Raw genomic sequence first — 25,253 nt, 5'->3', positions numbered from 1 at the left:
AAAATCTGTGTTAATCTGTAGTATTTGTGGTGCTTTTAATTACTTCACCATTGACGATTACGTCATCCATCGTGATACGTTCACAATTTTCGAAGATACATTTCTGTTTCCCTTCTTGAATGTGAATATCACGCAAAACGATGTCAGATATCGGCGCTTCTTCCAAGCCCACTATTTTGATCGGAGTCTTTACGTTTGTCACAGTCATTCCGCTGATATGTACGTTACGGAATATCGGAGTGCGTTCACTCTTAGGTTCGACAGGCATTTTACTGTATTTCAAATTCAATACGACAGCTTCCTGTTTAATGTTGCTCATTACGACGTTGCTGACACGAATATCTTCAACGACTCCTCCCCTTCCACGGGTCGACTTAATACGGATTCCACGATCTGTTCCGTCAAACACGCAATTAGAAATAGTAACTTTACGCACACTCCCACTCATCTCGCTGCCGATAACAACGCCTCCGTGACCGGAAAGCATGGTGCAGTTGGTGATAGTGATATTCTCGCAAGGTACTCCCAAACGACGGGCCTGCGCATCTCTTCCCGACTTGATTGTGATGCAATCGTCTCCTACTGATATATGGCAGTCGCTGATATGTACGTTGCGGCAGGATTCCGGATTCACTCCGTCCGTATTTGGTGAGGGCGCATTATCTATGGTGATCCCCTTTATAGTTACATTGTCGCAAAACTCCGGATTGACCGTCCAGAAGGGAGAATTTATGATTTTCACTCCTTCAATCTTTACTTTCTTACAACGAACGGGCTGAATGAACGGAGGACGGAAAAAGCGACGTTGCAATGTATTTACATAATCCTTGTTCGTTTCAGCATAAATTGCTGTCGTATCATTTGCTGCATCCCACATGGACTGATATTTATTCACATCACGCATGCCATTGTCTTTCAAATCAATCATGACACGAAAGAACTCCATCCACCATTTCTTTCCTTGTCCGTCCAAAGTTCCTTCTCCTTTGATCGTAATATTCTCGGCATCTACCGCATAAATCAAAGGCTGGAAACTTTTCATCATCACTCCTTCATGACGAACCTCGACAAAAGGAAGATAGTCATCAAAGTTATCGGAAAAGAGCAAGGTAGCTCCGGCTTCCAACTCCAGTGTAATATTACTTTTCAGATGGATACTCCCCGTCAGGTAAGTTCCGGCAGGAAAGAAAAGAGTACCTCCGCCGCCACGGTTCAGACGGTCAATCGTTGAATTGATTAGCTTTGTATTAAGAGTCTTGCCATTTGCTTTTGCACCGGCCTTCAGCATATCTACACGCTCGGCACGAAGAACTGTGGTTGCACAGAAGCAAAGAAAGACAAAAAGAGTTGTTCGTAAATTCATAATCGATATTATTAAAGTATATTTCATCGTTTCCTTCTAAAAAATCATGCTAATAGAATCTTTTTTTCTTCCCAATGTTTGAAGACAATCATTGAGATGTTTTTTTCAAACATGCTACATGATTAAAATAAAGATGCTGCATGATTTTTTATACGAATACATTGTTTTTTAATTCTACAAATATATACAAAAAGGTTCTTTTATTTTGCACAAACCAATTGATATGTTCCGCTCTGTATTTCTTTCGGTTCTTTTCCGCCCGGGAGATAAACAACAGCGGTAGTATTCACCGGAACAGACACGTTTAAAGTGAAAGTCCCATTCTCACAAGTCCAGTCCACATTAATGGTACCGTATAAAGTTTCATACGACGCTTTGACATATTTCAAATCTCCCACAGGTTGGGGAGCGATGATGAACTTCTGATAACCTTGTTTTGGAGTGGTAGAAGGACGAATACCGACCAGTGAATTAAAGAACCATTCATCAATCTGTCCCATCATAAAGTGATTCCAGGAAGAACCTTGACGGGGGTCCCATTGCTCGGTCAAAGTTGTAGCGCCGAATTTTAACTGGAAACCATATCCGGGAGCTTCTTCATGATTGAACATTTTATAAATAAGTTCATGTTCTCCATTACGCGCCAATGTCTGAATCAGATAACGGTTTCCCACATCACCGGTAGTCAAACGGTTGCCATGTGCTTCCACATCTTTTATCAGATTCGCGAATACTTTCTCATTCAAATCTGCATCCGGTCGGTAGTTACCTTGTTTATCTGCATCCTGCGTCATTTGGAGGAACAACGGAAGCGCATTACTGCATTGGCTTCCTGTACCATATTGTGCCGTATCTTTATGAAGAAAACATTTATTAAATGCAACCATTATATCCTGTGCCAACGAAGTGTAATAATGAATGTCAAAGTCATTACCTACCATTTTCGCAGCTTGTACCAAATACATGACTGTCATGTAATAATGCGCAGTAGCCACCAAAGGAACGGGTGTATTCCGTGAGAATCCCGCACGAAAATCTCCGTAATCATACCAGTCTCCCAATCCGAAAGAAAGAATACCTTTATCTGCACGAGTCTTGAGATAATCCACGTAACGACGCATATTCGGATAATATTTCTTAATCAATGAATCGTCTCCATAAGTCTCATAGTACATAAAAGGGAAAATAACCAAAGAACCACCCCACTCCGGAGATTCGGCAAAAGCATCCATACCCGGACCTTCAAAAATCACGTATTCCGGAGCAGTTGTCGGCATGGCCCCGTTGGAATGTTGTGCATCTGCCATATTCTGCATAATCTGCGGAGCGTATGCTGTCAAATCATAGTTATACAACAAACCCGGACCATTCAGATGTACCTGTTCCAGCCACCCAAGTTTCTCACGATGCGGACAATCCGTAAACACAGACTGCATATTGCTGCGAACCGCTTTCTCGATTAATCGATGGGCAGCATTAAATATCCGGTTGGATGATTCGAAAGTGGAAACTTTCTTGGCTGAATTATATACGAAACAGGATTGAATATTTTTCAATACAGGCAATTTCTGCGGATTCTTCTGTCCTTTTAAGACAGCACCCTCTACCTGAATATATCTAAAACCGTAATAAGAGAAACGAGGGTGCCAGGTTTCATCGCCTTCCCCTTTCAGAATGTATTCGTAATAGTGTTGACGCCCTGTCTGACACTGATTGCAAGCACCTTCCTCTGTCAATGCTTCGGCTACAATCAAAGTTACTTTCTGACCACGTTTGCCACGTACTTTTATTTCCGGAAAGCCAGCCAAATTCTGTCCCATATCCAACACAAAAGCAGAAGGATCGACTGTTCTCTTAGTTGATACAGAAGCTGATGCAACTTGGTCCGCATTTAGTTTGGTTACCTTTTGAATATCATACCGTTCCATGATTTTCACTGGAGCCGCCATCTGTGGACGAAGTATTCCTTTAGGAGCTTCCTGTATGACTACCGGACGCCAATGACTGTCATCAAAGCCAATCTGATTCCATCCTTTCTGTTCACGACGCGCATCATAATCTTCCCCTCCATATATACAATTGAAGATTACCGGACTGAAATCATATTTCCATTCATTATCAGAATGAACCGTTGTACATGTTCCATCTTCGTAGTTAATAACCAGCTCAAATAAAAGTGTGGGAGGACCAAAGCTGATCTGTAATTTGCGATAACGCCCCCCCTGCACATTATAGAATCCATTCCCCAATAAGATTCCTACGACATTTTCACCACGCCGCAATTGTTCCGTCACATCGTATGTGTTATAGTAAACAGTTTTATCATAATCACTCCACAATGGAGCAAACTCACTGTTACCTACTTTTTGACCATTCAAAGAAAACTCATAGAATCCCAGACCACAAACGTATGCCGTTGCCTCCACTATTTTCTTGCCCGGTTTACGGTTTGTACCCCCTTCTGTCGCATCTCCTACTTGGAATGTTCTTCTCAAACAAATACTTTTCTTTGCCAAAGTGTCCACTGCTTCCCAAGCTGCTTTCACTTCCGGTTTCTTCAACTCTCCACCGTGGAACTTACGCCCTTCCGGTAAATGAGCATTTTGTCGGGTAATAGCTCCAATCCACTGCCCCGACGAAGATAACCTTTCGGGTACTGCCCGGAATTTCGCTTCACTGCTCCACTCGGAAGGTGTATCTGTCTCATCCCAAACACGAACGCGCCAACTATAATTAAATGAGTTATCAGGACGTATATCTGCCCCCTTTGTAGAAACTAACTGGCTCTGCGAAGAATAAACCTTCCCACTATTCCAAACGGAACGCCCTGTAAAAGCTTCCCGAATATCAATCTCATAGGCAGATTGTCGTGTCCCATTCTCCGGCGATTCCATCACCCAGCCCAAACGGGGTGAACCTTCGACCACTACCAGTCCCTCCTGCATCTCACAGGTAAGACGACTGATGGTTATATTCTTTGCCTGTACAAAACAAGACAAACAAATTAGCAATGAAAGAAGAATCTTTTTGAATTTCATTTTTCAAGTATCTTTTATTTGTTCGATAAATGGGAATCTAAATCAGACAGAAGAACATAAGAACAAAAAATAAAATAGCAGTTCAATAAGCAATAGAAATAATTTCAAAGCGCAGCATTTATGTTCTTTTGTTCTTATGTCTAAAAATAAAGATTATTTGAGTACATTTTCACAAACGATTTTTGTCAATGTATCTGTATGTCCTACTTCCTTACCATCTACAAAAATGCGCAATCCTTTTCCGCAATGATAGCGATCACCATTCTTATCCCAAAGAATCGTCAGATTATGACCATGATATAATACATTATCCAGGCAGAACCAATCCCACTTGTCGGCAGGAATTAAGGGGTTCACTTCAATCGTATTATCCAAACGTGGACGAAGTCCGATCAATCCTGTAATTATCAGGTCGTTGAAAGTGGAATGATTATAATAACGGCTACGTTCCTGATCTCCTTTCAGCCAATAACCGGTCACCTCATCCAAATATTCACCAATATAGGGACGACCACGATGATACTGTGATTCCACATACAATTCCATCTGACGGAAATATACACTGTCAGACAATACAGTCTGCGGATAATTATTCATAAAGTTAGCCATTGCTGTCAATGTCTGTGCGGAAGCAAACGGCCAGATAGCACCGTCCCACTCACACTTGCCTACTCCACGTGTACGGAACTCCGGATGACGACGTTCTGCAGTTGTCAATCCATAAGGAGCAGAGAAGCCTTTTTCATCCATAATTTCTTTCCAGGCAATTTCATACTTTTGGGTGGTATCCGGCAGGTTGAAATACCAAGGAATATATCCGATTGCTTCACGCACATTCGCGGAAGAGTCCGTACGCATCGTCTCAAAAAACTGATGACGTGTATTCCACAATTCATTTTCTACCAGATTTTTCAAAGTATCTGCTCTCATGCCATATTTCATAGCCATCCCCTCATCACCGGAAAGAATTCCTATACATGAAAGTGCTTTAGCATTGCCATACATATAACTATTGATTGTCGGCCGGGCATATTTCTTCCTCCGTCCGCCACTGATTGATTCTTCCATACCATCCTGTACGTCACCCTGCCAATACAATCCGTTCTTCAAACGGTTCGTACGTTCCCAACGCTGGTATTCGGTTTCCAGATCTTTCTTCATATCCAGCAGATAGTCCTTATCACCATCTACCATGTAACGAGCCAAAACAGCATCTGCGTTCCATGAGCTGAACTTATCCATTTTCTTCATCGGACCGCCATCATTGCCACGATACCATGTATGAATAATCTGATCCAAATATTTCGGATCACGCAACCAACGGCTTTCATAAATATGATGTCCAATTGCACAAGCAATCAAATTATATTTATCTGAATAAGAACGCTGAACGAGAAACTCGGTCATGCCATAGCCAACAGGAGTCTCCTTGATATGCTTACGCAATGACCACCAACGATAATAATACATTTCTTCAAAGTTATGTTGCGGACACTCGAACAAAGGAATATTTTCCTCCATCCATTCTGAAGCCTTTTCATTGGGAATTGCCTGAACAATATTTTCGTCTTCCATACCGTTGAAATAGTCTGCATAATGACTGAAGTCAGCATACTTTAAAAAAGCAGAAGACGCATCCTTATCTGTAGAAGATGTTTTTACATTGGCAATGCCATATTCAGCCAATGGATCTTGCGCACCTGCATTCGGCAGATCATAAGTCTGGTCGGCAGGAGTATCTACGGTTGGGAATGTACGAGGTACGCCAGTACGGAATACAATTCGTTCCACAGCAGCCACGGGCGCATAGAACATACGCAACCCTACTCTCTTGCCATCTACATACACTTGAATATTACGATCAACAGTAGAAAGGACTGCTTCTACATGATAAATCTTTCCTGCTTCATATTTCATTATATTTGCAAACCGGGAGCCGCCTTTCAATCGAAAAATGCCATCATCAGTAAGTTCTATACGGGAACAGGCTATTCCATTCTCATCCAGAAATTCAATGTGGAGTGTACCTTTATTATTCTGGCCGGCTTTCAAATCAAATGATACTTTTAATTCTTTAGAGGCCGGAATTTTACGTTCCACTTTGGCATAATCAAACGGATCTTTATCCTGCAACTTCAACCATTGATCCTCCAAAGAAACAGGGGCCCAAACCGGAGAATAAATATTCCAGTCAGTCAGTTCCGCAATTGATTTATTTTTTGAGAAATCATCATCCGCATGTGCTGAAGCATTTATTTCCACCGGAACAGGAATACGGGAAATCCACATATCTTCCTTGTTCACACTGTAAGAAACCCACAAATCACCATCGGCAGGCACCCCATTGCCTTCCTGAATACCACGCGGATATTGAGGACCGTATGATTTATAATTTCCTCCATAACGCATGGGAGTGATTTCACCATGCACCAGATTCAATGTTGTATATTCCAATCCATCTTTACTCAAAGATATAGCCAGCGGCCAACGAAATTCCGACGGATTATACACGGTAGCGTATGTACCATCACTTAAACGCTGCCCCCAAATTTTCGCGTTGCTATTGACGAAACCTTTTGCACGAAGCACAGGCTCTGCCCAAGTATGTCCGCCATCCTCGCTGATAGAGGTAAGCGCATGTTTCCAAAGACTGGCAATACGTCCATCCGGCAATGTATAACAATTGAATGCTTTGTATCCTTTCTTCAACGGAAGAATAGGATCTTCACGGTCGGCTTCTTCCACCCACTGCATCATATACAGCGGATTGTCGAGAATTTCCTGGCAAGCCTTCACAAACTCACGATCCTTGCTTTTCTTAAAATACGGAAAATCAGTATTCTTTTCATTAAATCCATGATTATAATAAATGAAATAGATCGGTCCGTAAGAACCGTCTTTCTTTATTTCACGAACCACCCGGCCAATACCGTTTCCATCATTGGGATCATCTTTTTTATCCAAAGCAACTCCATAATTTCCCATTGTAATCAGCTTGCCGGATTTAGAAACATAGAATCCGACACGCTGGTGCATAATGGCAATCAGATCTTTGGCCTGCACACCCGGACGAGACTCTTTGGTGTATCCATCAGGAACTTGATAAGGAGGAAACACAATTTCCGGATTTGTCCAGCGATATCCATCCTTCGATGTCATCAGAAAAGTCTGTGAAGGCGGTACGTGTTCGTCAGAAGGATCTGCCAGGTATTGATAGAAAAACTGTCCATTCCAATAAGCCAGCATCGGCTGATGATTATACGTCCATCCATTGCCGTTCGAAGCATCGGGATGTTCACGATTGGCACGCACCAACTGAATGTTATGTACTCCGACTACCGGAGACAGTTGTCCGTCGTGACAAGCAGGGTTCGATAATTCTTTTCCTGTATAATGAATTCTATCTTGTGCAAAGGCTGTAGTAGTCAACCAACCGGCAGCCAGTACAAAAAGAATTTTAGCAGAGTTGTTCATGATTTATTTCTGATTTAAAATTGTTTCCGGATTTATTTCTTTTCTTCCAATAATGCTTTTACGACTGATTCCGGAGCCGTAAATATGGTTCCATGCTTATGCCCTACAGGGATGCTTACCTCTTCTGTTACATCTGTAAAGTTCCGGAAATCCTTCGTACGCATAGCGCCATATATTTTTTTCTTATATACATCAAAGTAGATTAGATAATCGTCTCCCACTTTCTCTACAGACGGTCCTTCTACAAAGGATTCTGTGAAAGGCTGGGATGCGGGCGAATAAGGACCGGTCATAGAATCGGAAAAAGCGATTTTCAGATTACGTTCCGGACGGGTGTTATCCTTGAGTACCATTACATAGTCATTCTTTGCCCGTTTCACGATAACGGCATCAATGGTACTGAATCCTGGATCATACAAAAGTTTTGCTTTCGAAACGGTTTTAAAATCTTTTGTAGTGATATAGTATAAACGATGATTATTATTCTCTTCTTCTATTCCCTTTTCGAAACGCCCGGGGACACAGGAAGCCCATACTACCATAAACTGATCATTCTCGTCGTCATAGAAAATTTCCGGAGCCCATACATTAATGGTAGTCGGTTCGTCTGCCATTACAGGAATCATCTGTTGTTCCGACCAATGAATCAGATCCTTGGAATGTGCATAGCCAAATCCTAAATCACCTTTCCAACTTGTAGTCCAAACCAAATGGTAGGTACCATCCGGAGTACGTACCATCGAGGGGTCCCGCATAAGCTGGTGCTGTCCCAGTTCCGGCTTTAGCCAAACTCCCGGAATACTGTCCCAGTGAATTCCGTCCTCACTGTATAAGTATCTCAACCCCTCATCAGCCGGTTCATGAAACGAAGTGAACATGTAGTAGTCTTTGTTCCCCCCACAAGAAGCCAGAAACAGAAGACTTATTGCGGCTAATGTATTTCTTAACTTTTTCATTTGTATATTCTATATTTGTATCTTTTATACAGAGGAGACGATAGAAAGCGTCATTTGTACTCAAATATACTAGAAGAATCAATAGATTCAAAATTTATATACGATAAAAGGGCGACTCTCCGAGCCACCCTTTCCACCATCAAACAAACTAACCATTTACAATGGGAAAGAATTTCACTTCTTTTTATAGTATCTTATTTTTTAATTATATAGAACCTCCACGGGCTTTTATACGTTTATACCATTCCTCTCGTTCTTTCTTCAGGTCATATCCACGTTTAGCCAGATAGTTGTTGATACGTCCTTTGTATTTTCCGAAAGCAGCGTGTTTCTTATTCGAATTTTCTGCATCCAACGCAAATTCACGGGCCTCTATCAACCAAGCATAAATTTGAGCTTTTTCTTCTTCTTTCAAAGTAGGAATCATGTCCAGATGTGAGTCATAAGTCACTTTTACTACTCCATAAGTCATGCCATCTTTAACAGCTTCTATTTGCTTTTCATCAAGAAAGAGAGATAAATTGGCAGGAAAAGCGAAATGTGAACGATATAGTGCCGCATCTTTTTCATTTTCCGCAGCTTTCAAAGCTTCATTTTTAGCCTCACCAGTCAACCCGGATTCTTTTACTTTCTTGACTTTCGCATCCCGTACCTCATAAATATCATTTAATTCGAAGTAACGATTGGCTATGACATTGCGAACATCTTCGGCTATTTTCGCATCTGTAAGTCCGAGTTTATCAACGATCTTTTGTGATCGGCCGACAATAGACTTTACATATTCAGGATCACGATTCTCTTTATTTAAGTCGACTGCCTGCGCAGACATCCAACCGGAAATAAAAAGCAATGATAGTATCAGTATCTTTTTCATAATTACATTAATTTTCCTTTTTCAGCCAATGTATCGTAGTTGTTCTTCATATCTCTCCAATCTACTTTATGCTTTGTGCTGATACCGTTGATATATTTTTCAATATTCGTATATCCGTCACCAGTACAGTCTTTATTGGCATCACTCGGATCGTTCGGATTTAATCCGTTAGCAATTTCCCATTCGTCCGGCATACCATCTTTGTCTGTATCAACATAAGGAGTACCTTTGTATTCAGGATAACCACCCATCTGGCGAACATCAGTAATAATACCCTGCTTATAAGAATCTTTCGGCAAACGACGATACTTGAACTGTCCGTCTTCCCCCATTGACTTAGGAGACAAACCTGTCAAGTCACCATAAGCGTCTTTAGGAAGTTTCTTTTCATAATAAGGAATACCTGTTCTTACTTCTTCAATCACACGTTCGTCAACAATATCACGACAAGGAATATTCGCACCTACATGTTTCAATACATAGTCATAAGCATCTTTAGCCCCCATGATATTGATATACGGCATCTCGAACGGCTTATAGCTACGCATGTATTCAGTATATCCGTCAGTGTTCGGTTGAGTTTCAATCTGAATACCGCCATTCCAGTTGTCTTTAGTTATTTCAGGATAGCCTTCCATTATATTTCCGTCGGCATATACTCGCCCATATTCTTTATGATCCAGCTTACTACGTCCTGCTTCCGGTTTCAAGATACGATGTCCTACATTGGAATCCTTAGGAGTAGCAGGTCCCGGTTTGTAGTAGTTGTTAATCATATTGAACATAGCGGTATAATCACCACCATCAGAAGAACGGTGCACCCAATTGAATACTACATTATTAACGAAATTGAATATGCCATTCCAACCGATAGAAGGATTACGTCCGGAGTTACTAGCCCAAAGGTTACGGGCAAATGCACAATTCTCACCACCTAACGTGCTACCAAACGCATGATTGTATGTATCCAACGCTTTTGCCGAGATAGTATTTTGAATAGTTACGTTTACAGTAGGAAGTTTCAAGTCTTTGCTTTCATATTGTCCTTCACTCGGGTCGTACATGTGGCGATAGAAAGAAATGTTTTCATCCAATCCCCATGTACAGGAACAGTGGTCGATCATTATATTACCAACAGGATTACCTCCGAAAGAGTCATCGCGATGCCATACTTTCGTTTCTCCACGACGGAAACGCATATGACGTACAACAACATCATGTGTGTCTACCCAAAATGACTCGCCGGCAATACAAACACCGTCTCCCGGAGCTGTTTGCCCTGCAATGGTTACATAGGGAGCACGGACGATAATCGGAGATTCCAGACGGATGATACCGGCAACATTGAACACAATAATACGTGCACCGCCAGTTTCACATGCCTCACGGAAAGAGCCCGGTCCACGATCATTCAGATTTGTAACAGTTATCACTTTGCCGCCACGGCCACCGAAACTATACATACCACCACCTTCGGCACCTGGGAATGAAGGGATATCAGCCTGCGGCAAATCGTACGGACGACCAGCCCAAGGAATATATGGACGTCCTTCCTTCGCTTCTTTCTGCACTATTGGAAGTGCCTTCGCCCATGCTTCATCAGAGCGCTTCCGCTCTTCAGTCATCATCTTTGTATAATTTTCTTTGGCTTCGCCGGTTATTTGTGGGTATTGCGCCCATGCAACGGTCGGAGTCAACATTGTTGCAGCAAAAACTGCTAAAAGTACCTGTTTCTTCTTCATTTTTATTTGGTTTTGTGAAGTTGTTAATTCAAAAATACAATAATAAGACGAAAGAAGAAAAGATTTGTAATCAGTAGAACAGAATTTATTATCCTAAATATGTTTTTCCCTCATAACCCATATTCCTATCAAAAAAATAACGTCTCCAATCCTCTCATTCAAGAGATATTAGAGACGTTATCAAGATAAATCAGATATTATAAATTTATTCTGCTAATGGATCGAAAGTACCGTTAGCACCACCATTATTATAATCTGCCCAACCAATAGTCTGTGGCAATGTCTGATTAGCCTTTTGAGCTCCTTCCGCAAAACCTAGGAAGTAATATCTAGGAAGAAAATTCATATATTTAGGTGTATGATCAGTAGTATATGCATCACCTTTCTTCATTTTACGCGTCAAATAAGTATTATAAAACTCAACTAACTTATTCTGTTGACTGGAAATATCCGCTTGTCTCAAATCTAATGCATCCGGACGTGTTACATCTTTTAAAGGGTCTGGATTTACTCCATTTATTTCCCACGATGTACCACCAAGCCCTTTACTCTCATGAGTACTACTAACACGGAATTCAAGATTATCACGGCGTTGCCCATTGAGTTGTTTAAAACCTAAATAAGTGCAAGTGTTTCCATTCCAACCAGACGGAACCCATGTGTCAGGAGCACCTTCTGCTCTTTCTGCACCACCATCAAACAACATCCAACGGCGTAAGTCATCAAAACGTTTTCCTTCATAAGCCAATTCAATCTGACGTTCGTACAAGATGGCAGCAAAACATGCAGCTTGGTCACCTGACAAGTTGGTCTGTAAACCGAAATTATTTGCAGATGTATATCCTACACGAGCACGTATCTTCTTCAATTGTTCAACAGCTACTCCCATTTCACCAGCACCACATGCAGCTTCTGCATAATTCAACAACACTTCAGCATAACGAATCTCCAAATATGGGCTGCCACTAAATTTAAAACCATTTGCTTGACTAAATTTATATCTGGCATTCGAATTCACATCTAAATCATCCGAACGTTTACGTATATAGAAACCTTTAGCATTTGTCAACAAGTTATCCGCACCATAAGTATTAGAGCTACTAGCCTCTTCATTATCTCTATCACTCTCATTAGCATACCAAACATAGTTCCACAAATTATACTTATCCCCTGTATAAGGATTATTATTGCTTGCGTTCTTAGGATCACCACTGAAAGCCCAACGTACTCCAGGGAAAGCAAACGTCCGATAAAAACGAGGATCACGATTGGCAAATGGAACATTTTTATCATAAGCAACAGAAGATTGCTCTAGTGTAGTATAAGTATTGCACGTAGAAGGTCTTTTTCCATCAGCCATAGGAAACATATCAACCATCATAGCAGAAGGAGTTTTGCCACCACCTCCCATGGCATTTGATGGCCGAATACCATGTTCCCATGAGTTGTTTTTACTAAAATCAGGTACTCCGCCAGTGGCTATATCATTATATAGCGTTACGAATACAGCTTCTGTATTGCCATCAACCATTGAAAAAACATTCGCCCAACCTGAAGCATTAGCTCCGGCATTACTTTCATTAGCTAAACCATATCCACAAGCATTTATTCTGGGTAAATCAGCAGTGATTTCATTATAAGCCTTCCTCCAACGTTCTACATCATTTTTACGGTTAAACAACGGACTTGCATATAACAAAAGAGTCCGTCCTTTCAATGCCAGTGCTGTACCGGAAGTAACACGTCCAAAATCACTTGAAGGCCATCCTCCATTTTCAGTAAACGGAGCAAGTAACTGCGCTGAACGCTCTAAATCCTCACAAATAAAATCAACACACGCTTTTGTTGTAGAACGAGGAGTGATAGCCCCTGCCACTGGTTCCTGTACTTCCGTAATTATAGGCACTCCACCATACCATTTCACTAAGTTGTAGTAACACCATGCACGAAAGAAATAAACCTGTCCGAGTAACTCATTCTTTTCTTCTTCTGAAAGAGTACTATTCTCTATACCGTAAATAACATCATTGCAATTACGAATACGTCCCCAAACACTTGCCTGAATATTATTACCACTATTATGAAAATAATCAGGAACCGTATTGTTTCCACTCTGACTGGTCATCGGAGCGTCAGGATCTACGAATGATCCGAATCCACTATACTCTTCTGTAGACTTAGACTGTAAATCGGCTGCTCCGGTACTATTGTATTTCCAACTTGGTTCGGAACTCGTATTAGGCAAGCACCAAGCATATATATCATCTACACGTGCTTTTGCGCCACTGAATGTATTATATGTACTTGCGTCAACATAGTCGTAATTTTTTTTATCTTGCAGAAACTCGTCACTACATGAAGTGAAAGCACCTATCGCCATTAAAGCAACACTGAAAGCTATTATATTTTTTCTTTTCATCGTTATTTCTTTTTAGAATGTCACATTTACACCAATAGTAAACTTACGCAAAGTAGGATAACTACCATAAGAAGTCATAGGATCTATAAAATTATCAGGATAAGGATTATAGAAACTAAATAAGTTTTGTCCTGTTACATTAAAACGACAACTTTCGATACCTATCAATCTTGTAAACTTCGATGGTATGGCATATGCTAATGTTAAGCGATTCATGCTAACGCGAGTTCCACTCACTCTCCAAAATGTTGAATTCACACTATTAACACTACCCCATCTTAAGTTAGGATATTTTGCATTGCGATTAGCTTTTACAACCACATTACCTGACGCATCAACTACATCATTATAAACAAACATATTATCTGTATTCCAGAAGGATGGCATATTGGTATATTCCAAGTCTGTATACGAACCCGATCCTGAACCAACCATATTACCGATCTTAAGTGCCGATGTTGGGACAAAACTATATCCTCCCCAACTTGCGCTTATCTGTGCAGACAAAGAAATACCTTTCCATTCTGCACTCAAATTTGTAGTGAAACCATAAGGATTACTTCGGTTTGACAAACGAACTTGATCATTTTCATAACTTACAACTCCATCTGGTCCAGCATAAGTTCCGTCGGTCTGTTCTGCACCACGAATATCTTTATATATTAACATACCAGGTTTTACATTATCCTTAGTCATACCCATATATGATGTAATATTATATTTGGTGAAATATTCATCTATATCTTGATAACTACGGAACATACCAAGACACTGCATTCCCCATGTTCCCATATCGGTACGACTGCCTTCATGAATCTTCATATAACGTTGATTGGTTTCCCAGTCCATCATAAGTACCTTATTATCCGTATACCCGGTATTCACAGACACTTTATATTTAAAATCTTTTCCTATTTTATCTCTCCAAGTCACAGATAACTCCATACCATATGTGTCCAACTCTCCATAATTAAAATTCGCAGACTGTGTTCCTACTGTACCTGGAATAGAAGCTGAATATGGGAGTAACATTTCGCGATTCCACTCATAATAACCATCAATATTGAATGATAAACGGTTATTCAACACATTGAAATCCAAACCAAAGTTTGCTTTATATGACTTATCCCAGTGTGCATCACGGTTTACAGCGGATATTTCTTTATTAATAGTTATATGATTACCAGCGTTTGTTGATGTATTAACACCAAATATAGGTCCTTTATCTTTATCAACCGCATAGTTCTGCATCCATTGCCATGCTTTCGTATTATCCCGACCTGTTAAACCAAATGAAGCTCGTACTTTCAAATAATCAACCCATTTCACACTCTTTTTAAACCATTCTTCTTGTGATATAATCCAACCAGCAGAAACTGAAGGAAAAACTCCCCAATAATTTTCAGGAGCAAACTTGGTTGATGCATCCGAGCGAAGCAGGAACTCAAACAAGTATTTATCAGCATATGCATAGTTCACACGACCAATATATGATAATGTACCAGACTCTGCACGTTTAAATTCTGTAGTAGACGCACTATTATATTGAACTAGATTCGATTGTCCATTGGTAAATTCATAAGGATTAGTAACCTGTCCCACTAAATATTCACTTTCAGCCTCTGATTTTTCAATAGAAAACAAAGCACCTATATGATGACTACCAAAATCACGGTTATAAGTTGCAGTGAAGTTCATCTGATAATTATCAGCACGGCTCATTGTACGAGACAAATAAGGATCCCCACTGGCATTGTTTATAGCAGAACCATTATTAGCTAGTAAGAAATTGTTTTCTGCCAGCAACTCTTCATAAAGAGATTCCTGCCCTTGGATAGGTGTATACAAATGATTTCCACTTCCAGCACGTTTGGACATATAATAAAGTTCATATGACGAACCATATTGATTGTTTTTTGTAGAATTGATACTCTTTGAATAAGAGAATTTTAGTTTTAACCCTTTCAACCATTTATTCCATCCAAAATCATATTCCAGTCCCGCATTAATGTTCATATTCGATGTTTCTGTTCTATTATAATCCCCTGCGTTTTGAAGCAGAGAAAATGAATAGTTTTGCGAAGAACTTACCTGTGAATTGCTAATACCATAAGGCACGATTGGAATACCATTCACTTCTTCAGGAATATAATATGGACGAACTAACAGAAGATTATAGTCTTTCTCGTCATTACTACCTCCAACCTTCACATTCGGTTTGTTTTTCTTTCCATAGTCACCTGAAACCTGAAGACTTGCTTTTAACCATTTACTAATCTTCACATCAACACCAGCACGATAGTTCCAACGGTTATAATCCAGATTACCAAGATTACCATCTTGATCAAAATAAGATATTCCTCCAAAATAATTAGCTCTTTCTGAACCACCGGTCATATTGATACTATGTTTTTGTGTCAATGCCGCTTTCCAGTATTTGTCCAACAAGTCATAATTCAAACCTTTCATTGCATTCAACTCGTCTGCCTGAAACAAATCATTTTGCAAATTAATAGATACGTCAGTCGGATCAGCCGCACGTACAGCATTCCAAAGTTGACCATATTGGTAAGCATTCAACATCTTAGCACGCGAAACCTCATCCACAACGCCAAAAGTTCCACTATATGAGATCTTAGGTGCACCTTGTTTACCTCTCTTAGTAGTAACCAATATAACACCATTGGCAGCACGAGCACCGTATACAGCAGCCGCAGCATCTTTCAAAACCGAAATACTTTCAATTACAGACGGATCCAAATTATTAAATGCAGTTGCTCCTAAGTTTTCTGTAACATCACCAATTTTCACTTCTACAGGATAAATATACCCATCAATAACATATAATGGTTCTGAAGCAGTACCACCAATATCTGATAAAACATCATTTTGACGAATATTAATCCGAGCATTCTCACCAGGTCGCGCATCTCCACCACTAACGCTAAGTCCATTTACCATACCACTCAACGTACTTGCCAAGTTACCGGAAGCAAGATCCTGAATATCATCCATAGGTACAGTAGCAATAGCTCCTGTTAGATGCGCTTTTTTCTGCGTACCATAACCTACCACTACAACCTCATCTAACTGCTGCGTATCTTCTTTCAGTTCAATCTTAGTCTGCTTAAAATCTGATAATACCTGTGTTATATACCCTATATAAGATATTTCAACCTGTTTTCCAGATGGAACAACAACCATAAATTTACCATCCAAATCAGTTATAGTCCCAGTAGTTGTACCTACCACCTTCACAGAAGCACCAATAATAGGTTCCCCCGTCGTATCTACCACTACACCTTTGAATGTCTGTGTTTTCTGGGCAATAGCAGGCAAAGCCATTGTGAAAGCCAGAAATATGCCAAGGCACAATTTAATTATATTATTATGTTTCATTATTATAGCATTATAATTTATACTTTATATTTATTTATACCAACGAGGGTCACCACCTTTATTTTTTACAGCTTCTGCACCTTTAGGTTCAAAATCAACACCACCGTTAGTTTTTAATAAGTCAAGTTCCTGCAAGAAAGGACCTACGAACGCAGGGTCTTCAAGTGTAGCAAACGGATTACCATTATCATCTTTTCGTCCTCCTGTATCATTGCCATTAGGAGTTCCACCATCAACTCCCCAAATAGTATTGCCAACAGTTGATTTCTTATTATTACTTTGAAGATACTGATATAAACGATATACATCATAGAATATATTGTATTCAACTTTTTGTGTCATTGAGGTCTTATCATTAGGTATATTATTGCCAAAGTCTTTATTTGAAAAAGTCTTACAGAATGTATTATTGGATATAATGTGAGTTGAAGTATTATCACTCTTGCCAAAATATTTCCAAGGTTGTGAGTTATTTTGATAACGAATAAAATAAGCAGAACTATTTTTCACTAAATTATAAAATGTACTATTCTTAATAGTCATATCTTTAATTGTACCCGTAGCACCATATAAATTAATAACCCCATTAGAGCCAGCATTATTCATCTGTACGATGCAATCTGTAATACGGAAATCACGTAAAGTCCATGGTTTTTTATTACCATAAAGCAAGCTATTCTGCAGATTTTTGATATTACATTCCTGAATAATTACAGGCTTATTGATGATATAACCATCTTGATTAGCTTCATCTTTATCATAGCCTAAACTCTTTATTGATATTGTTTCACTAGGTTCTCCACTTAGAGTTAAAAAACCAGCACCAGTCATTTCTGAACAATCAAAATTAATGAATTTAATTTTCAATCCAGCTTGCGTCATAAATCCTCCGCTAGCTCCAACTTTTACCGTTGGACGATTATCTTTATCAGTACTACGAAGTGTAATCACATTCAATCTAAAATCAACAATACCATTCAGAACATAAGACTTACCTGCTTCCAAAGCAAAAGCTTGTTCTTTATCACTATCTTTCAATTGATTATTAATATATTCAGCTATATCTTCACCTACAGGAATTGTTGTAGCAGGCACCAATGCAACATATTTAAAATCAGTACTCTCTTGTGCTTCCTTATTGTTCAGTTTTTCATTGCCAAGTGTCTTTATTTTTATTTTATAGGTAGCATCTTCTGTTTTCGTAAATACAACAGATGAACCATCTACAACACTATCTTGCATCACAACAACAGGATTCTCTGTAGTAACTGTAGGGTCTGCCGGATCTTCTATAAGATCTACATTAAGCAAATATCCTCCAGCTCCCATAACTACCGGCCACGTTATCTTTACACTTTCTGTACCATCAGAGTTTGTTAAGGTTGAAAAGCTATTATCGTCGATAACCGGCGATTCCAACTGTGCATTTGTCACACCTCCAGAAAAGGTTTCATTATCATCAAAACCTTTAGCACAAGAAACGAATAAAAGAATTGCTGACAAGCCCCATAACTTTCCGGCAATCTTCATTTTAATCTTCATTTTACTCTTCATAGATTAAATTTTAATTTAAACAAAAATAATATATTATATCTTCAAAATCTAAAAGATCTTTTAAGGAAAGACGTACAATCAAAAAATATGTAATCACTTAAAAGAATAAAAAAAATAGATTTTGCATTTTTTTCTCTCTCTTTGTAATATTAACTATATCATAATATCCTCCTATCTCTGTTGAAACACCTCTTTCAAATACTTAATATTCGTACTATAATTCTTTTTCACGTTCCGCACGTCATCCTTATCGCGCGAACGTTCTACTACCAGCCATCCAATCCATCCCATCTTATCCAGCGTCTTTTTCACCTTATTCATGTCCAATCGTTCATTATAAGGTAAAGTCACTCCATCTGTGTCCGTACAGTGAATCTGGCAAATCCTCTTTTTCCCCAGAATTTTCAGCTCCTTGCACAAATCCCTTCCATTCTCCAATGCATTTTGAAATTTAAAATAGATCTTGATTCCGGGAGAATTAATTTCTTTCAGTAGTTTCACATCTCCTTTTGCATCCAGTTGAGTTTCAATACCAATCACCACTCCTTCAGAAGCTGCCATATCTCCTACCTCCTTCAAGCGTTTTACAACTTCTGTCCGTAGTGCCGGAATCTTTTCCCATCCGGCTTTGATTCCTCCCAAAGGAAGAAAGGCTACTTTGGCATTCATCACTTTCATGGCATGAAGGCAATCCTGAACTAAATCTTTATAGTTAGCCCGCTCCAGAAAAGACTGTCCATAGAAACCGGACATAGCAATAGAAGAAACTTCTAATTGATATTTTTGAGCAGTTTCACGAAATAACTGCTGGAAATGGGGCTCACGCAATTTATTATCAAACATTTCCCTCTTGCCAAGACCACCCATATCCAATTCTACACCGTCACCATTCAATTCATGTACCAATTGGAATGAACCGATTTTCTGACGTTTCAGAATCATCCAGTCACATACGGCTATTTTATAACGTTGTTCCTTTTGCTGCGATCCGGCAATTGCCAATAGAGGAAAACACTCTGCAAGTATCAATATCCAAAGGATATGTTTAAATAAATTTCTTCTCATTTTTTATTTTATTGCATACGATTTACATAGTAGACGTATGGAATAGATTTTTGTAATCACCTATAAAACAGAGAATAACTAAAAATACTACGGAGTATAATTTAATAAAAGTAAGATAGTGACGGTATCCAAGACAAATAGTGACGCTATCTTGGTCCGATACCGTCACTATCCCGGGCATATACCGTCACTATTTTCGAAGAAGTAATAACAGAAGTAAATGTAAAAAAATGGAGGTTGTGTCAAAACGTTGGCACAACCTCTTTTATATTTTACAGTTCTGCTATATTTTCTTTTGGCTATGCTGCTTTTTCCTCATGCATTTGGCAACAAGTTGCTATATTCCAATTATATCGGGTTATAAATAGTCCCATAAACATATATTTGGCAACTGTAATGAGCCCCTTTCCTTCTTTTATCAGTTTAGCACACATTTTTTTGATATTAAAAGCTATAGCAAAGAAAGCAAAGTCCATTGTAACCTTGTCTTCTCCCACATGCCGGAATCTTCTGTATGCCATGTTGTATTTCATTTGTCCAAACACAGCCTCTGGTTCTATACACCTCCTGCCTCTATGCTTGATACCTTCTTCTGAGAGCAACCTTTCCCGTGCCTGCCGTTTGTATTGATTTAATCGGTGGTTGACTTCTATAATACGGTTCCCCCGAGCTTTAAAACAACTGCCACGCAAAGGGCAACCTTCGCATCTTTTTGCTTTATACCGGGCACTTTCGATGATGTATCCGCTCGCTGTCTTGTCACGTTTGGTTCCTATACGGTTCATGTGCTGTCCCATAGGACAAACGTAATAATCCTCTTGGGCATTGTTATGGAGACTTTCGGCATGGAATGGGTTGGGAGTATAACGAGGACGCTGTTCTTTATGGAAGTAATTGTACTTGATGAAGGCTTCTATCCCATTCTCCTGCATGAACCGGTAATTTTCTTCCGAACCGTAACCGGAGTCTGCCACACAGATATTCGGTAAACGGTTATAGCGGTACTGGAAAGAGTGGAAAAAAGGTATGAGGGTCAGTGTATCGGTAGGGTTGGGAAACAGACGGAAGTCTGTGATGAATTGGTTTTCAGTACCTATTTGCAGATTATATCCGGGTTTGGTCTGCCCGTTCTTCATGGCATCTTCTTTCATGCGCATGAATGTGGCACCAGGATCGGTCTTGGAATAGGAGTTACGTTCTCCAAGGGTATCAAGGTGATTGTCGTATTCTATCAGCTTGTCACGATACCCTTCAAGTTCCATGACCTGCTTCTTCTTTTTGCGCAGGGCTTTCTTTTCTTCCTTATCCTTTGTTGCAGGCTGGCGTTCCAGGGCTTCTTTAAGTTCATCCACTATGTCAGAGAGCCTGCAGGGAGTAAACTCCACGGATGTGTCTTTTATAGAGTTCTCCTGTGCAATGGCTTCATCCACCTGTTCCAAGAGAATACGGATTTTATCCATTAGTCTCGTACGGTTCCGTTCGACTGTCTTGCGCCAGACAAAAGTATATTTGTTGGCTTTGGATTCAATCTTGGTGCCGTCGATATACTCCACATCAAGGCTGATGAAACCTTTATCGGCAAGGACAAGAACCAACTGGGTAAATACATTATTTATTTCCTCCTTTACACGGTTACGAAAACGGTTGATCGTGATAAAATCCGGATGCTCATTACCGGCAAGCCAAATATAATGAATGTCACGAAGGAGGTGCTTCTCTATTTTACGGCAAGAATAGATATTATTCATGTAGGCGTAGATTATCACCTTAAGCATCATTTTAGGATGATAAGGACAACGGCCCGTTTCCTTATAAAGCTTCTTGAAACTCTCAAGATTGAGATTGTCAATAACAGCATTCACGATGCGGACCGGGTCGGTCGCAACTATGTTTTCATCAATTCTTTGTGGAAAAAGAACGGTTTGGTTGGGAATGTAAGGACGAAAATGTAACTTTGCCATAACGAAAAACTTTATACCTAAAGATACGAAAACTTTGGGTAATAACAAAGCCCGGGCTTGAGAAAGTCTGGGCTTTGCGCATAAAAAAAGGCTGTGTCAGCGTTTTGACACAACCTCTGTCAACCCAAAAACGATACCTATGAAACACTGTGTGTTATTTCAAATCAAACTTTAAATATTTGCCGTGAACAAGTTCATCATGTGTGATATGATATTTATTGAACTTCTTGCCATCCAATAGTACCTTATCAATATATAAAGTTCCTGGTTGAGTACGATTGGTTTCAATCACCAATTCGTTCTCTTTATACCATTTCGGATCTAACCGGATCGTTACCTTATTAAAGACCGGAGTCGTCAATGTATATTCGGGCAGTCCGGGACAATCCGGATAAAAACCGATCATATTGAAAATAGCCCAGGAAGACATCGTTCCCGTATCATCATTTCCTGGAATACCATCAGGTTTTGTTGTAAAGTACTTATCTAATAAACGCTGCGTCTCTTTCTGTGTACGCCATTCTTCACCTTTAAAGTATGAGAATAAATGAGCATAAGCAATATCCGGTTCATTTGCCGGGTCGTAAAGTCCTTCATCAAAAACCATTTGTAGTTTATCGATAAAAGGTTTCTTTCCACCCATTAATTTCGCCAAGCCATATACATCATGTGGTACATAGAACGTATAATTCCAGGAATTACCTTCATGAAAACCGGGATTCGGTTCAAAGTTCTCTCCTTGTCTCGGATTAAACGGGCTATAAAACGTCCCATCGGGGAGAATCGGACGGAAAGTACCAAATCCTTTACTATAATAATGTTTGTATCCTAAAGAACGTTTATAGAACATCTCCGCATCTTTCTTTTTACCTAAAGCATCTGCAAAACGAGACAGTGCAAAATCAGCAATATAATATTCCAATGCATGAGAGACGGAATTGTCATACTGTTCACGAAGGGGTACATATCCTTTAGACATATAATCATCATTATCAGGACGCATCAAGTTTTCTGCCCCCGGTAATGTAGCAGATTTGTACATTGCCTCATAAGCCAAATCAACATCAAAGTCACGCAAACCTTTCATCCAGGTATCTACAATTACCGGAATACTCGGATCACCTTCCATTGTCAATGTTTCTCTGCCATATAATTCCCACTTAGGCAACCATCCATGTTCACGATACATATCAAGCATTGTACGTACCATTTCCATCTGACGTTCCGGATAAACCAAGGTTAGCAATTGATGAACATTACGGTAAGTATCCCAAAGAGAAAATACGGTATAGCGATCACCTTTGGTTGTCAGGATCTTATCACTTTCCATGGCCGGATATTCTCCGTTCACATCCTGCAAAATATTAGGATGAATCAGCAAATGATAAAGCGCTGTATAAAACACAGTCTTTTGGGCATCTGTACCACCTTCCACTGTTATGCGTGACAAGTCATCATTCCATTTGGAACGTGCTTCCGCATGGATCTTCTCAAAATCCTTTCCAGCCTGTTCACGATCCAGATTCAAACGGGCATTTTCTACGCTTACAAAAGAAACTCCCATTTGCACTTCTACCTGTTCACCTTCTTCTGTATCGAAGGAGAAATAAGTACCAATGTCATCTCCTGCTATTTCTTTTCCGTAACGAGTATAAAGTTTATACTTTCCCTGATCCTTATCCCATTCAGCCTCAACACCCATCATCGGACGTTGTTTCTTCCAATACCCTGTTGCAGAAGGATTCTTCTTAACCCGCAATACAAAGTAAATGGGGAATACAGCTTGAGGATTATAACAAAATGTACCAAGTAGTTTGACTCCTTCCACTTCACAATCGCTTACACGACGAAGCATAGCGCCACTCTCATTCGTTAATCCCTCCCCCAGATTCAGCAGGATATGGCTTTTCCCTTTCGGGAAAGTAAATCGGGCAATACCGCTACGCGGAGTAGCCGAAACTTCTGTTTTTACATTATATTTAGTCAGATAATTAGAATAATAGCCCGGTGAGGCCTGTTCATCCTTATACTTACTACCATATTCTTTATAATCCACATTCAGTTCTCCGGTAGTAGGCATCAATAATAAAGAACCTAATTCCGGACAACCGACTCCACTCAAATTCACATGAGCATATCCGGTAAAGAAACAATTTGTATATTCATAAGGCGTAGACCACCATCGGGCATCTTTATCGTATGTGTTTTCGGAAGATCCCATCACATTGAAAGGAACCACAGACATCATACCATTGGGGCAAATCGCTCCGGGATTAGTCGTTCCGAAATTTGTAGTTCCGATAAAAGGATCCACATAATCTATCAAAAGACTTTTATCCGTATTTTTAAGGGGAGGGCTCCCCCCTTCCCCCGCATAGGCGGAAAGAAGGGAAAAAGCAAGTGTGTAAGTTAATATAATACGTTTCATATCTTTATTAAATGATACTCGTTCGTTTCGTAAAATCGATAATCTCTTTTATATATCCGAAGGCCATACCTACCACAGTATCTGCCGCACCATAATAAACAGCAACACGTTCACCATCTTGCAAAGCAGCACAGGGGAATACTACATTAGGAACGTCACCCTGAAGTTCGTAAGGAGCAGCCGGCCCAATCAGATATTCACGTGTACGGTAAAGAACTTTTTCCGGATGATCTTTATCCAATATGGCAGCTCCCATAGCGTAACGGAAACCATTACAAGTAGTGATTACACCGTGATAGAACAGCAACCAGCCTTCATCTGTAAGGAAAGGAACTGAACCTGCACCAATCTTTGTACACTGCCAAGCGCTTTCCGGGAAAGGAGTCACTTTCATTACACAGCGGTGTTCACCCCAATATTTCATATCCGGGCTATAGCTGATATATATATCGCCAAACGGAGTATGTCCATTATCACTGGGACGACTCAACATCGCATACTTGCCATCGATCTTCTGCGGGAAAAGTACACCATTACGATTGAAAGGCAAGAAAGCATTTTCGCACTGGAAAAACTCCTTAAAGTCAAAAGTATAGGCAATACCAATCGTAGGGCCATGATAACCATTACACCAAGTCACCCAATAACGGTCTTCAATCCATGTAACACGAGGGTCGTATTTATATTCCGACTCGATCATTTCCGTGTTGCCTGCTTTAAACTGAATAGGTTCATGATTGATATCCCAATGAATTCCGTCCTTGCTAAAACCTGCAAAGATATTCATCTGTACAGCTTTGTTATCACAACGGAATACGCCTGCAAAACCATCCTCAAAAGGAACAACAGCACTATTGAAAATACTATTAGATGAAGGAATGTGATAACGTCCGATAACTGGATTTTGTGAGTAACGCCACATAACGTCCGTACATCCGACAGGACGATCTTCCCAAGGAATTTGAATTTTATTCATAATC

Annotated in this window: 13 protein-coding genes; all 13 read right to left on the bottom strand. The window is 39.8% G+C overall.

The window, feature by feature from the left end; translation table 11 throughout:
• Positions 1-10: 10 nt before the first annotated feature.
• The gene (locus KSX81_RS23015; RefSeq protein ID WP_004306223.1) at positions 11-1,363 is read right to left on the bottom strand and encodes a glycoside hydrolase family 28 protein; all 1,353 of its coding nucleotides are present in this window, start codon (positions 1,361-1,363) and stop codon (positions 11-13) included.
• 200 nt (positions 1,364-1,563) lie between these two features.
• On the bottom strand, positions 1,564-4,401 hold the full coding sequence (locus tag KSX81_RS23010) for a glycoside hydrolase family 78 protein (protein ID WP_217731657.1): 2,838 nt from the start codon (positions 4,399-4,401) through the stop codon (positions 1,564-1,566).
• A gap of 153 nt (positions 4,402-4,554) precedes the next feature.
• Positions 4,555-7,875 (bottom strand): MGH1-like glycoside hydrolase domain-containing protein, encoded by a 3,321-nt coding sequence (locus tag KSX81_RS23005; RefSeq protein WP_217725862.1) that lies wholly within the window; start codon positions 7,873-7,875, stop codon positions 4,555-4,557.
• Between the two features lie 32 nt (positions 7,876-7,907).
• Positions 7,908-8,831 (bottom strand): glycoside hydrolase family 43 protein, encoded by a 924-nt coding sequence (locus KSX81_RS23000; RefSeq protein ID WP_004300482.1) that lies wholly within the window; start codon positions 8,829-8,831, stop codon positions 7,908-7,910.
• 205 nt (positions 8,832-9,036) lie between these two features.
• Positions 9,037-9,705, bottom strand: coding sequence for a DUF3826 domain-containing protein (locus KSX81_RS22995; RefSeq protein WP_004300481.1), 669 nt, complete (start codon positions 9,703-9,705; stop codon positions 9,037-9,039).
• Positions 9,706-9,707: 2 nt separating this feature from the next.
• The gene (locus KSX81_RS22990; RefSeq protein WP_004300480.1) at positions 9,708-11,447 is read right to left on the bottom strand and encodes a thrombospondin type 3 repeat-containing protein; all 1,740 of its coding nucleotides are present in this window, start codon (positions 11,445-11,447) and stop codon (positions 9,708-9,710) included.
• A gap of 205 nt (positions 11,448-11,652) precedes the next feature.
• Positions 11,653-13,866 carry a RagB/SusD family nutrient uptake outer membrane protein gene (locus KSX81_RS22985; RefSeq protein ID WP_004300479.1) on the bottom strand — a complete coding sequence of 738 codons (2,214 nt, stop codon included), beginning with the start codon at positions 13,864-13,866 and terminating at the stop codon, positions 11,653-11,655.
• Positions 13,867-13,878: 12 nt separating this feature from the next.
• Positions 13,879-17,265 carry a SusC/RagA family TonB-linked outer membrane protein gene (locus KSX81_RS22980; RefSeq protein WP_004300478.1) on the bottom strand — a complete coding sequence of 1,129 codons (3,387 nt, stop codon included), beginning with the start codon at positions 17,263-17,265 and terminating at the stop codon, positions 13,879-13,881.
• A gap of 30 nt (positions 17,266-17,295) precedes the next feature.
• On the bottom strand, positions 17,296-18,819 hold the full coding sequence (locus KSX81_RS22975) for a DUF4992 family lipoprotein (RefSeq protein ID WP_004300477.1): 1,524 nt from the start codon (positions 18,817-18,819) through the stop codon (positions 17,296-17,298).
• A gap of 171 nt (positions 18,820-18,990) precedes the next feature.
• Positions 18,991-19,884, bottom strand: coding sequence for a sugar phosphate isomerase/epimerase family protein (locus KSX81_RS22970; RefSeq protein WP_004300476.1), 894 nt, complete (start codon positions 19,882-19,884; stop codon positions 18,991-18,993).
• 299 nt (positions 19,885-20,183) lie between these two features.
• Positions 20,184-21,845 (bottom strand): IS1182-like element ISBf3 family transposase, encoded by a 1,662-nt coding sequence (locus tag KSX81_RS22965; protein WP_004300475.1) that lies wholly within the window; start codon positions 21,843-21,845, stop codon positions 20,184-20,186.
• Between the two features lie 154 nt (positions 21,846-21,999).
• Positions 22,000-24,273 carry a GH92 family glycosyl hydrolase gene (locus tag KSX81_RS22960; protein WP_004300474.1) on the bottom strand — a complete coding sequence of 758 codons (2,274 nt, stop codon included), beginning with the start codon at positions 24,271-24,273 and terminating at the stop codon, positions 22,000-22,002.
• Between the two features lie 7 nt (positions 24,274-24,280).
• The gene (locus tag KSX81_RS22955) at positions 24,281-25,249 is read right to left on the bottom strand and encodes a 1,4-beta-mannosyl-N-acetylglucosamine phosphorylase (protein ID WP_004318517.1); all 969 of its coding nucleotides are present in this window, start codon (positions 25,247-25,249) and stop codon (positions 24,281-24,283) included.
• Between the last annotated feature and the right edge of the window lie 4 nt (positions 25,250-25,253).

The organism is Bacteroides sp. MSK.18.37 (assembly GCF_019129155.2).
Lineage (GTDB): Bacteria > Bacteroidota > Bacteroidia > Bacteroidales > Bacteroidaceae > Bacteroides > Bacteroides ovatus.
Note: the sequence above shows the minus strand (reverse complement) of the source record. Positions and strands in the feature narration are given on the sequence as shown.

Excerpts from the sequence above, each read along its gene's own strand:
- KSX81_RS22980 (WP_004300478.1), bottom strand. The coding sequence starts at position 17,265 with ATGAAACATAATAATATAATTAAATTGTGCCTTGGCATATTTCTGGCT.
- KSX81_RS22970 (WP_004300476.1), bottom strand. The coding sequence starts at position 19,884 with ATGAGAAGAAATTTATTTAAACATATCCTTTGGATATTGATACTTGCA.
- KSX81_RS22960 (WP_004300474.1), bottom strand. The coding sequence starts at position 24,273 with ATGAAACGTATTATATTAACTTACACACTTGCTTTTTCCCTTCTTTCC.
- KSX81_RS23005 (WP_217725862.1), bottom strand. The coding sequence starts at position 7,875 with ATGAACAACTCTGCTAAAATTCTTTTTGTACTGGCTGCCGGTTGGTTG.
- KSX81_RS23000 (WP_004300482.1), bottom strand. The coding sequence starts at position 8,831 with ATGAAAAAGTTAAGAAATACATTAGCCGCAATAAGTCTTCTGTTTCTG.
- KSX81_RS22975 (WP_004300477.1), bottom strand. The coding sequence starts at position 18,819 with ATGAAGAGTAAAATGAAGATTAAAATGAAGATTGCCGGAAAGTTATGG.
- KSX81_RS22965 (WP_004300475.1), bottom strand. The coding sequence starts at position 21,845 with ATGGCAAAGTTACATTTTCGTCCTTACATTCCCAACCAAACCGTTCTT.
- KSX81_RS22985 (WP_004300479.1), bottom strand. The coding sequence starts at position 13,866 with ATGAAAAGAAAAAATATAATAGCTTTCAGTGTTGCTTTAATGGCGATA.
- KSX81_RS22990 (WP_004300480.1), bottom strand. The coding sequence starts at position 11,447 with ATGAAGAAGAAACAGGTACTTTTAGCAGTTTTTGCTGCAACAATGTTG.
- KSX81_RS22955 (WP_004318517.1), bottom strand. The coding sequence starts at position 25,249 with ATGAATAAAATTCAAATTCCTTGGGAAGATCGTCCTGTCGGATGTACG.
- KSX81_RS22995 (WP_004300481.1), bottom strand. The coding sequence starts at position 9,705 with ATGAAAAAGATACTGATACTATCATTGCTTTTTATTTCCGGTTGGATG.
- KSX81_RS23010 (WP_217731657.1), bottom strand. The coding sequence starts at position 4,401 with ATGAAATTCAAAAAGATTCTTCTTTCATTGCTAATTTGTTTGTCTTGT.
- KSX81_RS23015 (WP_004306223.1), bottom strand. The coding sequence starts at position 1,363 with ATGAATTTACGAACAACTCTTTTTGTCTTTCTTTGCTTCTGTGCAACC.